This window comes from Nostoc sp. C057 (assembly GCF_013393925.1).
GTDB lineage: Bacteria > Cyanobacteriota > Cyanobacteriia > Cyanobacteriales > Nostocaceae > Nostoc > Nostoc muscorum_A.
The window spans coordinates 84,802-98,790 of record NZ_CP040291.1; the positions used below are offsets into that span (position 1 = coordinate 84,802).

The 13,989-nt window shown below is 41.1% G+C and carries 9 protein-coding genes and 1 pseudogene; 3 read left to right on the forward strand and 7 right to left on the reverse strand.

Annotated elements, in window-relative coordinates; genetic code table 11:
• Positions 1-3: 3 nt before the first annotated feature.
• Positions 4-5,116: pseudogene (locus tag FD724_RS39245) on the forward strand (hypothetical protein); the annotation flags it as partial.
• A 169-nt stretch (positions 5,117-5,285) separates the two neighbouring features.
• On the opposite strand, the gene FD724_RS39250 reads toward FD724_RS39245, so the two are convergent.
• The 7 genes from FD724_RS39250 to FD724_RS39280 form a co-directional block, all read right to left on the reverse strand.
• Entirely contained in the window at positions 5,286-5,588 is a 303-nt protein-coding gene (locus FD724_RS39250; protein ID WP_179070154.1) for a type II toxin-antitoxin system RelE/ParE family toxin, read from the reverse strand.
• Positions 5,588-5,845 carry a type II toxin-antitoxin system ParD family antitoxin gene (locus FD724_RS39255; protein WP_179070153.1) on the reverse strand — a complete coding sequence of 86 codons (258 nt, stop codon included), beginning with the start codon at positions 5,843-5,845 and terminating at the stop codon, positions 5,588-5,590. The genes FD724_RS39250 and FD724_RS39255 overlap by 1 nt, the downstream gene beginning before the upstream one ends.
• A gap of 215 nt (positions 5,846-6,060) precedes the next feature.
• Positions 6,061-6,354 carry a hypothetical protein gene (locus tag FD724_RS39260; RefSeq protein WP_179070152.1) on the reverse strand — a complete coding sequence of 98 codons (294 nt, stop codon included), beginning with the start codon at positions 6,352-6,354 and terminating at the stop codon, positions 6,061-6,063.
• Positions 6,355-6,362: 8 nt separating this feature from the next.
• Positions 6,363-7,319 (reverse strand): ParM/StbA family protein, encoded by a 957-nt coding sequence (locus FD724_RS39265; RefSeq protein ID WP_179076944.1) that lies wholly within the window; start codon positions 7,317-7,319, stop codon positions 6,363-6,365.
• A gap of 538 nt (positions 7,320-7,857) precedes the next feature.
• Entirely contained in the window at positions 7,858-8,373 is a 516-nt protein-coding gene (locus tag FD724_RS39270; RefSeq protein WP_179076945.1) for a hypothetical protein, read from the reverse strand.
• A gap of 174 nt (positions 8,374-8,547) precedes the next feature.
• The gene (locus FD724_RS39275; RefSeq protein WP_179076946.1) at positions 8,548-9,501 is read right to left on the reverse strand and encodes a ParB/RepB/Spo0J family partition protein; all 954 of its coding nucleotides are present in this window, start codon (positions 9,499-9,501) and stop codon (positions 8,548-8,550) included.
• Positions 9,498-10,253, reverse strand: coding sequence for a ParA family protein (locus tag FD724_RS39280; RefSeq protein WP_179076947.1), 756 nt, complete (start codon positions 10,251-10,253; stop codon positions 9,498-9,500). Before FD724_RS39280 ends, FD724_RS39275 begins: the two co-directional genes overlap by 4 nt.
• 309 nt (positions 10,254-10,562) lie before the next feature.
• Here FD724_RS39280 and FD724_RS39285 point away from each other — a divergent pair, with 309 nt between their 5' ends.
• On the forward strand, positions 10,563-12,806 hold the full coding sequence (locus FD724_RS39285) for an ATP-dependent RecD-like DNA helicase (protein WP_179076948.1): 2,244 nt from the start codon (positions 10,563-10,565) through the stop codon (positions 12,804-12,806).
• 187 nt (positions 12,807-12,993) lie between these two features.
• Complete coding sequence (locus tag FD724_RS39290) at positions 12,994-13,944, forward strand: RpoD/SigA family RNA polymerase sigma factor (RefSeq protein WP_179076949.1); 951 nt, start codon at positions 12,994-12,996, stop codon at positions 13,942-13,944.
• The last annotated feature ends 45 nt before the right edge of the window (positions 13,945-13,989 follow it).

Here is a 13,989-nt window from a genome sequence, read left to right on the forward strand (position 1 = left end):
CAAAACATTTTAACTGAAAATCTCAGTAATACTTTACTGGAATTTTACTTTCCTGACAAAGAATTTTCATTTGGACACTCAGATGAATACAGCACTGCTGAAGAATTAAAGAATCATCCAGATGGACAGATTTTATTGCTATCTTCTAAGACTCGCTTACTTTACGGAGATAAAGAATGTTTAGAAACGATTCAAAAGATTTGTCCAGACAGTAAAGATCGGGGGGCTTATGGTTCCATCTTTCTTGGGGCTTGTAAAAATGCGATTCACGAAAAGCTAAATATTTTGGTAGTAGATGATTCTACTGATAACAGGGGCGAAAATGGAGGGATATTATCGAATGATTTGGCATATAAATTAGTTGGAGATTGTTATGGGCAGATTTCAACACAACTTTACGACAAGCTAACCTTAAGAGAATCCCAAATAGATAAAAGCTACCGTGTTATCCAGCATCGATTCGGCTGGAGGGAAGGAAACGGAGAAGATACTACTAAATACCGCTTTGGCAAAGGAACACTCCCGACCATACAACCTAGATGATATAAAGTACGCAGACCCGAACAATGAACCAAAAATCGATATAATTCTTCCCATAAGCAGTTTTAAGGGAACAGATAAAGATAGACCCAAAGGCCCTACTAAACCGCAGATTAAGCCAGGATTATATCAGCAAAATATTTGGTTAGCTGAAAAAGCACAATCTCAACAAGGTCAGATGTCTATCTCCCAACTATTGGCATCTTTTCCGCACGGGCTTAAAGATTTTGTCGAGTCACTAGAGGTACAAGCCCAAAGATTAGCCTCTATTCAAGATGATCCTAGAAACGTTTCTGCTTACTATTGCGAAAGATACGAAAAACGTAAAGAATCATTGAGCCAAAATAAATTAAAAACATCAGACATTATCAATCAAGAAACAGATGTTAAAAACTTAGGGACAAATGATGACTTAGATGCAGATCAGGAGTTGGATGATGATCCCGGCAAAGATGACTTGTTCATGTACAAACTCATTAAAGCTGATTTACTAGGGCATCAGCAGCTTTTAGAAACTGAGAAGGTCAAACAAGAATTAAGTCGATTTGTACAAAGTGAGTGGCGAGATATTGCTGTTGGGAAAACGCTTACTTTTGACCGAGGGATGATTATTCCCTCCAAGGAACTCAAAAATGGTGAAATTTGTGTCCCTTGGCTTGATGAGCAAGAAAAAATTCTTAACTTCCGTTCTCCTTTTCTCAACTCTAATGGTTTGTGTGTTTCTAATAATAAATATGTTAAGGATCGTGTTGCTCCAGATGGTAAATCTTTGCAAGGCATAATTGTAGTTAATGACGAAGACCACAAGCGTATACAAGCCAGAATTACAGAGTTAGAAGCGCAAGGTATTGATGTTGATTTTATTGACCCACCCGAAACCGAATCAGAACGCCAAGCACGAGACTACGATGGTGATTGCATTGGTGTAGCAAGAGCCAGCTTATATTCTAATTTAACAGCAGAGGCAGAGCGAAGAAATCTTCCCCAAAACGCTTATTCACCCACGGTTAAGCTCAAAAAACAATCATTTTATGATTCCAACGATGGAACTCAGCCCCCATTTGAAAAAATCGCTATCCACATGAGCGATAGTATCAGCGTGGGCATAATCAACAATCAAGTGACAGCACTGGAAGCATTAGAATCGGAAATTGAGGTACTAAAGACTTATGGTACTTTTGAGCAGAAATCAAATTATCTAGACCAAGTTTCAAAGCATTACGAAACCCTATTTGAGCAAGAACGCCAGAAAGAACCAAAGTTAATTCGAGAAGAATACAAGCCTTATATGCAAAAGTTTGTTGAACTTGCTTTGGATGAAAGAACCCCAGAAAATATTCAACAGGCGATGGATGTTAACCGTCTGATGTACCGAGAAATGATTGGTGAGGGATGTTATCAAAACCAAATAGCGGTGGATTTATTCAAAAGTGCTAAAAAACCTGAAATGGATAAAATCCGGGAGAACAGCCGCTACTTGTATCGTGATGTTAATTATATTAAAGATAAAAAGTCGCGTTCAGCTTATTTAAACTCTGGCATTACTCCCAGTGGTTACTCCCCTGTAGAATTATTAATTAATCAAACTAACAAATATTTCCAACAATCAGAATTAGAATCGCGTCCCATCGTTCAGTTTAAAGACTTATTCAAAGGAGTAGAATTTACACCACAGCAAAAATTTGCAGCGATCGCCGCCAAGTATGAGTTCGATCTGAAGTTCAACGCTGCGGTTCGGATGTCTCAACGGCGTGAAACTGAGAAAGGGCCATCCGCAATAGTGCAAACTCCACAAGGGGCGAAACTGGAAATTACCAACCTCACCCGCTACGGGCATCCCCTAATCTGGAAAGCCCAGACACTTAACATTCGCCTAGAAGAAATTAAATTTACAAGTAGCGAACGCCCCCACAAATTACTAGCAGTCGCTCAGATTAATGAAGAAATCGATAAAGATGGAAAACCTGCATACCGTCAGTTGGGAACAGTTAGCCAACAATCTGTGACTGACCACAACCTCAAGGCGGGGATGACCATGCAGGGAGCTAAACTTTTAGAACTAAAACCAGAACTTACTAGAAGCCAAACTAAACTACTCTTTGCCTTGGCAAATGATGCAGCAGAAGCATTTTATGCGAAAATCCCAGAGTCAGAAAAACTTGCATCCGCCGCCGCCGCTTGGAACATCTGTGCATCCCGCCAGGATGAACTCGAAGTTGCAAGAAAAGAAAACGCAAACCCCCAAGCGATCGCTAAAAAAGTCTCTAATTTTGCCTTCGCTGCTTTCCCCAATGAGATTATCTCTTGCTTGGAGAAACTGCAATTTAGCGAACCGAAGTTAGTCACACTTAATAATGAAGCAAATCAATTTTTGGGTCGAGACTGGAATCCAACCGAAAAACACCCGGTAGAAATCAGAGCCTCTCATCACCCACCGGGACACGAACGCCACGTTTCCAGATTGTTATTTGTACAGGATAGTGACGGCGAATATAAAGAATTAGCTATGCTCGAAACCAGGGCTGGAATGTTACCAATTGGCACAAAGGCGCAAGCTAATTTCATTGGGGTAGAACCTGCTACTGCCAAAGCAACTATTGGGCTACCAGGAAACGAATCGGTTGAAATTACTATCCGTGAACTCAAGAACTTCTCTTACGCAGGACTTGTTTTTAACGCCGAACCCGTAAACTTAGAATTTGGCACTGTACCGATTCCTGACAAAACAGTGAAAATCAAAATTGATGCTTTGACTCTGGGTGAGTTAGACAGTGATTCTGCCCAACAGTTAAAAGAAATTAATTACCTAAAAAATGGTAATCCCCTGAAGTTGAAACTTACCTCTATCTCCGAAGCTGGAGATCAAGCTTTTGTGCTAGGTGAGTCCCCAAATGGTAATCTCCTCAAAATCAATAAAATCAACTTTTATGATTTTTCTGGTCAGACATTCGATGATTTAGATTACCGAAAACTGACTATCGAAACCTCAGCTTCTAAAACTAGAGATGCAGTATTTCTCAATGGTGAACCCTTGGGAGTGTTGCATTTTAAAAAAGATAAAGACGCGCTCAGACAGCTTGGACTACTCAAAACTAAACAACTGACACCCGCACCCACGATCCTTCAAAGTAATTTTTCTGTGATTTGCGCTCAAATTGACCATAATACCGTTGAATATCCCCAGAAGTGGACGAAGGAATTTCAGGCTTTTGGGACTCAATCGGTTAATTCTGAACAACAAGAGATGATTGAGAGTAGTGCGAAAATTCTCCATCAGATTAAAGAGCGTCCTACTTTCTTATTTTCGACAGAATCAAACAAAAAGCTTGGAGTCATGGGCTTGGCTGTTGACAACCAGAAAGCTGAGACTGTGACTAAATGGTTAACTGCTCAAAATGTTGAATGTCAGCAAGTACCAACGGAAGATGTTATCAGGGAAACTAAAAAAGGTCTAGCGGTATTTAACTTGGTTGATAGCTCTATCCCTGCTAAAACTTTGTCGAGCATGACCAAGAAATTCGGGGCTGTGATTGAATCAAATAGTGACTATCAACAAAGAGTTAATTCCCTCGCCACACGACCACGGTTTTTGAAACCTCCATCTCAATCAGCATTGTCCCCACCTCAACAAAGCGCTCAATTCCACCCAAACCAAGAGGTTCAAAATATTGCCCCTCCTGTCATCAAAGGCAAGCCGATTCCGATGAACTACCCATTAATGATGCATGGTGACACTAATCCTTTACCCGTGGATACTTGCATTGATGCGATGAGAGGATATGGTCGAACTCACACCACAAGAGCTTATCAACCATACAAACAGTATGGATTTAAACAGGGTGATATAGCTCTAGCTACAGGCATTGGTAAACAAGTCGCCTTTCGAGTCGGTAAACAGTATCAAATCACACCTGATATGATTGCTGACCCTGTTTATCAACAGCAGTGGGCTGACATGGAAAAGCACTCACCCAAAGCATTACCAGAATTGTTCACAGGCAAAGGGCAGGTCTGGGGACTACATCTAGAGCCGTTGGGGGATTATGTGGACGGGAAAATAGTCCCGTTTCCTGAACCACAAAACAGAGCATCACCTAATCAAGAAGTCCAACCTCAATCAGTTACCATTGATGATTTGAGAAATTGGTATAATGCCGCAGATAAGTTAGGGAAGTCGGAGAATTACAAAAAACGCATTGTAGAAGTGGCTTATGGGTTTAAAGCTGGTGAGCAATTATCAGCCGAAGCGTTGACAGTAATGAATAAAGATACATTTGAGCTTGAAAAAATCAGTCGGTTGACTCAAATTGCTCAAAGGATTGGCATGGTCTGGGGTAAGTCTGATGAAAATAGTACTCAAGTTAAAGGAAAGATTTATGACTTGGCTTTCAATACCCAGCAGAGGGATTTAACTATTTCGCAGAAAGATGGGGAGATAATTTTAAACTTGCAATCTGGTCAGGTGCAGACTAATAAACTAACTCCACAGATATTGCAAACTTTTGAGGATGTTAATACTCAAATTGATAAAATATTAGCTAAATCTCAAACACAACAAGTAGACTTACAAAGATAGATTTATCCTAGAATAGCCCTTTTCAGCAATAAAAAAGGAGAACAACGCTATGGAGACAGCTAATCTAGAGCAAGCACAGGTTTCTTATAATCGAGGTCTAGCACATCTAAAGTCAAGTAATAAAGAGAAAGCAGGAGTGTTGGCAAAAATCTAACTATTGAAGAACGACTTACTCATCATCTTCTTCAAAAAGGCTTTGAATGTCTCTTGCCCCATGTATAACACGAATAACTTCAATCCCTTGGTTTATAGAACGGTAGAAAATTAGATAATTCCCTAGTGGAAAACTTCGCAGATTTGGTGCTAAGGAATCGCGTTTTCTTCCCATACCTGGGTTTGATGCCAACATTTTGAGCTGACTGTCTATTTTTTTTAGAAGCTGATCTGCTTTATCAAAGCTGTCACTGGCAATAAAATTCCAAATATCCAATAAATCAGCTTGTGCTAACGGTTTTATAAGAATTGTCGCCATTATGGGGATTCTCTGGTCTGCCGTTGTTGTTTAGCCAATTCGATAATTTCATCCATGTTTAGCGGTGTAGATTCTCCGCTATCAATCCCCTGCTGTATCTCCCTACGTAACTCGGCAAGGCGTATTGCTTTGAGGGCATCCTGGTCTTTGAGCAGCCGCAAACCTTCACGGATCACTTCACTAGCCGAAGTGTACATACCGCTTTCAACTTTGGATTGCACCCACTTTTCCAGTTCTATGGTCAGAGAAACGTTCATCTGCTACCTCTTGATAGGCTCATAGCAATAATCCTACCGGGAATAACAAAAAATGTCCAACTTTGTTATTACTGGAGTTGAATAATGCCCAACTAAGAAAATTGGCGTTGCAAAAATCATTACATTAATTGTTACATTTGAGGGTTACAGTTGAGGTCTGGCAAAGCTTTCAGGGCTAATCACCTTTCTTTAGCGTTGCCAACTTCCTTTGACGATTACAAATCAAAATCAAGGCTGAATGTTTCCCCTGAAGAATCTTCTTCTTCTTTCTCCTCTGGAAATGGAGTTGGAGTCCAAGAGGTGAGTTGGTTTGACCCAGTATTAATGGGTGTAGAAGCTAAAAGTTGTGCAGGTAATCCAGCCTTGATGAAAACAAAATAGCAATCAACTATAAAGTAAAGCGTGTCCAGGTAACTTTTATCTAGTTTTTGCGATTCTGCAAATATGCGCTCTCGGTAATTATCTTTAAGGCGAACTTTTTCCGGTGCTAAGTCTTTTTTATCTGCCATAGTTATATTCACTTAATAGATGTTGCAGGATTCTTGCTGCTAATGGTTTTTGCCATTTCTAAAAGCCCAAAGACATTGGCTTCTACGGGATTGTCCAGGATTTTGAAGCCGTTTTTCTCCAACAGCTTCTTAAATCCAGGTAAGAGGCAGCCTCCACCAATCGCCCAGATTTCATCCCCTTGGTGTTTGGCATCCAATGTGAGATTCACCACTTTCTTCAAGTATTTTTCATACCAGTCTTTCAAGCAAGCGCTGTATATATCTTTGATATCGATGTCACGGCTGTATCGGGTATGCCCCATTTCCAAACAAAATCGGATTTTGGATGGATCTCCGATTTTTCCTCCATTTAGATGTTTCATTTTTTGGGAGATATCATCGATGAGAACTTCTACACCGATGGGGTAGGCAGTGTGAACTTCTCGCTGACCCCGGTTGTAACGAGAATACAGGGTTGTTCCATTGCCAAAGTCTAAAATGGTTAATTTTTTCGGTAGTGGATGCCCAAACAATGCACCCATCCCTTCTAGTACAACTTTCAGCACTTCTACTTTCACGTCTGATTGTTTGCCAGCAAGTATTGGCTGATATTCTCCATTGAGTACTTTTTGCAATTCTTCAGCCAGACCAACATCATGTAAGCTGACGACTAATTTTAAGTGCCAAGCCTTGCGGTGTGGGAGATGTGCCAATGCACCCAACAAAGTCAACAATGCATTATTTACTTTATTTTCATTATTGTCTGTGTTGCGGTCAAAATAATTCCCTGTCCGGTAAGCAGACTCTCCAACAGTGTAAGCAGTGCCGTTAAAAACTACACGCCCTGGCACATCTTCCATTTCTGCATTGGTTATATAGCTGGGGACACGAACTACTTCAAACCCTTCGACTAAAAGTTTAAGGCTTCCGTAACCGTTATCGAAACCCGCAGGAAAAATTTTTTGCAAGGTGTGAATGTTTGACATAAATACAAAAGTAATACACTTTGAGAAAGTGAAAATTATCTGTTCAAGTGATCTGCAAGGGCAAGAGAAAGAAGAATAAAATAACTTCCCCCTTCTTTCCTAATCTCAAGAGCTTATCATAACCCCTTGGGGGCTAAATGGGGTATAAAATGTTAATCAGTCAAATATACCCCATTTAGCACCTATATATACCCTATATAGGTGTCAAAATGTTCCTAAAGTCTTAATCTATTGTTGGGGTATACATAGCCCCCATGTAGCCCCCAGCAGGAATTTTTGAAATCTTTTTATCATGCAGCAGAAATTAAATTAGATCATCGTTGACTCTTTGATTTATTCTTTTTATTACCAATTTACTTTCCCGCAAGATGTAGCTCTACCCTGATCCATTTGGAATTTACTTACAATAAATTGGTCACTTTTCAAGAGATTGTAAGACTTGAGATTGTCGGGAGGACTTGTAAGTTCAACACTGGCAGTTGAAAAGCAATTCAGTCTTTCACTCTAACTTCTTGCTGACTGCGTAACGAGTGGGTTACTACTTGCTTACAGGTTCAGCTTTCTCTACTGAATTATCATTCACACCCAAAGTTAATTCCAAAGGAATTTTTTGGGGATAAGCTTTTACTACTTGCCGATAAACATCATAATTAGTAGGTAGTGCCTTCTGTAAATTACCCACTCCGTAGGTCAGTTTGTACTGAACATCTTTCATCAATTCAGGTTTGCCTGCCTCTTCTTGAGATTTTTTGCGTTGTTCAACTTCATCAACACTTGGTCGCGGCGGTACAGTAGGCCACCATAACCCTCGGTCATCTGGGCCAACAACTGCTCCCGCCGGTTTCAATCCATTCCGATTCACCACTGAAGTGTTAGCAAAGGTTTCAATGCGTGGCTGTGGTTGACTAGTTAGGTTATTAGCATACTTAACTTGCCAGGAGTAACTGGTGAGTGCTGTAGCTTCATACTGTTCAGCAGTAGTAGTGCTGCAACTAGTTAGTGTCAGCGCCGTTAGTGCAGTTATTATTGAGGGTAAAATTTTCAACTTTTGCATTATCAATCGTAAATATCTCTTACTAATCACTCTTGAAGAGGGAGGTGGCATCATTGCTGCCAAGGTGAAGGAATCGATGTTGTAGAAAGCGCTTCTCCCGTAACAATCTAATCGCCATTTGCCTATTTTGAAGGAATGACTTTAGGAATGCTGATTGCCATACTAAATGTAGTTTCAGTTATCATCACTGCTTTCAACTAATAAAGCTTCAAGCTCTACTAATATTTTTTGTAATCGCTTGTGCTGATTGGGATTATCCCAAACCTTTGATTTTTTTACTTTACTGTAGGCTTCATCTATCTTCTTTTTTAAAGAAGATGATTTTTTATCTGTATTTCCAGGCGTGTTTGCTTGAATTTCAGCAAGACGCTCTTTAATTTGACTTAAAGATAAATTATTTTGAATTGCATCAGACAGTAATGATTTACGTAGGGCTTCATCCCTAATCCGCGCAATCACTTTGGCTTTAGTATACTCGATTACTCCTGACCGGAGAGCTTCCATAACATCTATAGGAAGTTTTAATAATGGGAGACGATTGGTTCTAAAACTTTCGGGGGAAAACTTTCCGATTGTGTTAAATACCTCAAGTAGAGACTGCCATTCTTGGCTGTGGATAACGTTATCCACAGCCTCTCGTTCTGGATGAGCTGCTGATTGAAGTAAAGCAACTATTGATTCTGTGGTTTGATTAAGTTTTAATCCTAAGAGAGCAACAATACTCTCTGTTTCCTCAATTGGGTTTAAGTCCTCTCTTTGGAGATTTTCTGAGAGTGCTAGTTCAAGTGCTTCAACATCTGTCATTTCCCTAATAACAGCAGGTACAAACTCTAATTGAGCAGTTTTAGCTCCTTGAAAACGACGTTCTCCTGCAACTAGTTCATATTTCCCATCCTTTTGAGGACGGACGAGAAGGGGCTGAAGAATTCCATGCTGTTTAATTGACTCTACTAACTCAAGCATGGCTTGAGGAGCAAAGTAGCGACGAGGTTGTTGATGTGGTAAAACTATTTGTTCTATTGGGATAAGGAAAGCAGCGCTACTATTGTCTACTGCTTCTTCAACTCCAAATAAAGCATCGACTCCTTTAATTTCATAAGGTTGACTAACACGCTTCTTCATACTCATGGCAACGTCTCCAAACTTTGAGCAATCTGTTTGAGAATAGTGACAGATGGATGCTTAGAATTGTAAAGTGCTAACGGTATATGCTCTTGGGCTGCGTCAGCAAAAGCTACGGATCGAGGAATAGCTGGATAAATGGTACCAATCTTAGATAGAGAATTAGTAATTGACTGTAAGCTTTGGGAGCCTTGTCCAGTTCGGTTATCGTACATGGTTGGAACTACTCCAGCAATCTGTAATTTTCGATTTGCCCGAGAACGGACACGCGCAATCGTTGTTAACAATAGTTCTGTTCCTTTTAAAGCTTTATATTCAGTTTGAATAGGAATGAGTACGTGTGTGGCTGCGACCAAGCTAATATAGCTAAGAATACCGAGACTTGGTGGACAATCAATTAAAATGAATTGGTATTGTGCGATAACTGGTTCAAGAGCCTCCTTTAGTCGAATATCTCGCATATCTGCGACAACAAGTTCTAATTCTGCGCCACTTAAGTTAATGTTCGCGGGGGCCATATCCATCCCATGTATATTCTGATGAATTGGTAATGGTTCTTCTCCCAGAATAGCTTCATAAACTGTCTTATCTAGTTCAGATGGCTCTAATCCCATAAAAGTAGTTAGTGAAGCCTGGGGGTCCATATCCACTAATAAAACGCTTTGCTGATTTTGAGCCAAATGGTAGCCTAAATTCATTGTCAGAGTAGTTTTGCTGACACCACCCGACTGATTAAAAACTGCAATGACTTTGCTCATTAACTGAACAGAAATAATAAAGACATCAACTTAACAATATCGGTATCAGTCACATACTGGCAAAAGAAACTTACATTCAGTAGATCGAACTTTAACATTTCAACTATAATTTTGCCCTTTCTATGATTGCTAACTTTTTCAGTCTCCAAGCAATGGTTTATCTGGTGTCAGCCCCACTGCCCCGGCTTTTAAGCTTGAACTAGGGTGAGTTTTCGATGACACTAATATTGAATATTTAATTTAGTATTTATGTACTAGAATAGCTAAACTTCCAATATTATAATGATGTGCGGCATCTGATGATAAGCAATGTCCACTCCCCCTAATCTTTCCCCTCAACAAGTAAGCGCCTTTCCTCAACACGAAACAATCACTGGAGTCGTAGAACGCCTAACTTTTTACTCTGCTGAGTCAGGCTACACTGTAGCAAGGCTGACCCGCCCCCGTAGCACCGAACTCACAACAATTGTTGGCAGCTTTGCTAACATCCAGCCAGGGCAGACTTTACAACTAACCGGTTTCTGGCGTGACCATCCACAATTTGGCCCTCAGTTCCAAGTAGTCAACTACAAAGAAACCAAACCAGCTACTCTCACTGGAATTGAAAAATACTTGGGTAGTGGGCTGATTAAAGGTGTTGGCCCAGTCACAGCCAAACGCATCGTAGCTCACTTTGGACTTGAAACCCTCGATATTATTGAAAACCAGATCGAGCGATTAATTGAAGTTCAGGGCATCGCTAAAAAACGGATTACTTTAATCAAAAACGCTTGGTCAACCCAAAAAGCCATAAAAGAAGTGATGGTGTTTCTCCAGGGACATGGCGTTTCTACCACTTATGCCGTGAAGATTTACAAGCAATATAAGGATGAGGCGATCGCTACTGTTACCAAAAACCCCTACCAGTTAGCAGCCGATATCTATGGGATCGGTTTTCTGACTGCTGACAAGATTGCGAGAAATATCGGAATTGCACCGGACTCAGAATTTCGTTACCGTGCGGGGATTATCCATTGTCTAAGTGAAGCTGCCGAAGATGGTCACTGTTATCTGCCACAAAGCGAACTGATTGAGTCGGTAATCAAACTGCTGACAACCGAATCTCATCAGCCCACAGAAGAAGCGATCGCACAAATCATCAAAGATATGGCTCTAACAGATGACCTGATTAGAGAGCGGGATGAAGAGAAAACACTACTTTGCTACAAGCCAACTTACTTTCATACGGAACAGAATTTAGCTCAACTGATACGCCAACGCTTGGAAAAACCTGTTGGCACTGACATTGAACGCGTGCGTGATTGGATTGACCGCTTTACTGTTAGCCGTAAAATTCAGCTTTCAGAACAGCAACGCCAAGCTGTAGAAACAGCAGCGTACTCCAAAATCATGATTCTCACTGGTGGCCCTGGGGTTGGAAAGACTTTCACAACTCACACCATTGTCAGCCTATGGAAAGCGATGGGGAAATCTATTGCTTTGGCAGCACCAACTGGACGCGCTGCTCAACGCTTAGGTGAGATGACTGGGCTGGAAGCTAAAACCATACATCGCTTGTTAGAATTTGACCCGCGCTCAAGGGGTTTCAAGCGCGATAGCGAAAATCCTTTGCCTCACACGGCAATTATCGCTGATGAAGCTTCGATGCTTGATTTGTTTCTGGCTTACTCCTTGGTTAAAGCTGTATTGGCTGGCGCTCTACTGTTGTTGGTGGGTGATATTGACCAGTTACCATCTGTGGGCCCAGGTCAAATACTGGCTGACTTGATTAATTCTGGTTGTGTGCCAGTAGTGCGGTTAACCCAGGTATTCCGCCAAGCTCAAACAAGTGCAATTATCACTGCTGCTCATCAGATTAATCGAGGAATTTATCCCACGATTGAACCGATTTCTGACACACCTCAATCTGATTGTCTGTGGCATGGTGGTGGTCATCAGCCTGAACATGGAGTGCAAGCAATCTGCGAGTTGATTACCGATTTGATTCCACGCTTAGGTTTTAATCCTGCTACTGATGTGCAAGTACTTTGTCCAATGTCGCGGGGCTTGGTAGGGACTCGCAACCTTAATACTGTGTTGCAGCAGTTGATCAACCCACCCAGCCCCAACAAGGTGGAGATTAACAGAGGTGGGAATTTGTTGCGCGAGGGCGATCGCATTATCCAGTTGACCAACGACTACAACCGCGAAGTCTTCAACGGCGACCTGGGGATTATTCAAAGCATTGATACTGTCGAGCAAGAAGTTACAGTACTGTATGGTGAGCGTACTGTGGTTTACGATTACGCTGACCTGAATGAAATTGCCCTTGCCTGGAGCATTTCGATTCATAAAAGCCAAGGCTCAGAATATCCGGTGATAGTTCTGCCAATCTATATGCAGCACTATATGATGTTGACCCGGAACCTGTTTTACACCGGGCTGACCCGTGCCAAGAAGTTAGCGATTGTAGTTGGCGCAAAAAAAGCGATATCTCTGGCGGTGCGCTCTACTGATGACCAACGGCGGTACACACGGTTACAGCAGAGGTTACTTCAGGCAGGACTGAATTGATATGCCTTGGCTATTAAATAATTCGTAATTAAGTTTTGTGATGGGGATTTAGACCCCGACCCAAAACTTGCGCGATTTTGAACTGCGAGATTTAAACCCACGGTACTCGGTTAAAAATAGAAAATTTTAATGAGCTATTTGATTTATACTTTTAAATCCCCTGGTTTAAAAAAGTCGAAAAGTTTGTATGTCCAGCCTGAGTTCCGACATGGTTCGCATCTATTTGCAAGAAATTGGTCAGTATCCTTTATTAAAGCCAGAGGAAGAAATCGCTTATGCAAGACTTGTACAAGAAATGATTGTCATTGAGCAATCTAAAAATGAACTCACTCAACAGCTAGACCGCGAACCAACAATGACAGAATTAGCCAACGCTGTTGAAAAAACCGAAGCACAAGTCCGAGCAGCACTACACCTTGGTCAAAAGGCTAAAGAAAAAATGGTGACAGCTAACCTGCGACTCGTAGTATCTGTTGCCAAGAAATACCAGAACCGGAATTTGGAATTTTTAGATTTGATCCAAGAAGGAGCAATCGGTTTACAAAGGGGTATAGAAAAGTTTGATCCCAACCGGGGGTATAAGCTATCAACCTATGCCTACTGGTGGATTCGTCAGGAGATTACACGCGCGATAGCAGAACAATCGCGCACTATTAGATTGCCTGTTCATCTCACTGAAATACTTACCAAAATTAAGAAAGTACAGCGAGAAAGCTTTCAAAAACTCGGTCGTCATGCCACTGCCGAAGAAATTGCATCAGCATTAAACATAAGCACAGATAAGCTTCGAGAATATCTCACTGCTTCACGCACAGCCATTTCTTTAAATAAACAAGTGGGAGATGAAAAAGAGACAGAATTGGGCGAAATTTTAGCCAGCGATGCCGCTTCACCAGAAAAACTCCTTAGCCAAGAACTTCTATCGCAAGATGTAGCTAAATTCTTAGAACCATTGACACCTATACAGCGTCAAGTGTTGACTTTAAACTTTGGGCTAGAGAATGATCAGCATTTCAATCTAGCTCAGATTGGCCAACAGCTAAACCTCAGCCGAGAGCGGATTCGTCAAATCCAGGTCAAAGCTATAAGTATTCTCCGCCATCGACAAAGCGACATGCAAGAGTATTTAATTGATTAAGTAGAATTACTTTCGTCAGATGATGCACGGATCTTGTAGAACTAA

Coding starts and splice junctions, on each gene's coding strand:
- FD724_RS39250 (WP_179070154.1), bottom strand. CDS start 5,588: ATGGCGACAATTCTTATAAAACCGTTAGCACAAGCTGATTTATTGGAT.
- FD724_RS39255 (WP_179070153.1), bottom strand. CDS start 5,845: ATGAACGTTTCTCTGACCATAGAACTGGAAAAGTGGGTGCAATCCAAA.
- FD724_RS39260 (WP_179070152.1), bottom strand. CDS start 6,354: ATGGCAGATAAAAAAGACTTAGCACCGGAAAAAGTTCGCCTTAAAGAT.
- FD724_RS39265 (WP_179076944.1), bottom strand. CDS start 7,319: ATGTCAAACATTCACACCTTGCAAAAAATTTTTCCTGCGGGTTTCGAT.
- FD724_RS39270 (WP_179076945.1), bottom strand. CDS start 8,373: ATGCAAAAGTTGAAAATTTTACCCTCAATAATAACTGCACTAACGGCG.
- FD724_RS39275 (WP_179076946.1), bottom strand. CDS start 9,501: ATGAGTATGAAGAAGCGTGTTAGTCAACCTTATGAAATTAAAGGAGTC.
- FD724_RS39280 (WP_179076947.1), bottom strand. CDS start 10,253: ATGAGCAAAGTCATTGCAGTTTTTAATCAGTCGGGTGGTGTCAGCAAA.
- FD724_RS39285 (WP_179076948.1), top strand. CDS start 10,563: ATGTCCACTCCCCCTAATCTTTCCCCTCAACAAGTAAGCGCCTTTCCT.
- FD724_RS39290 (WP_179076949.1), top strand. CDS start 12,994: ATGTCCAGCCTGAGTTCCGACATGGTTCGCATCTATTTGCAAGAAATT.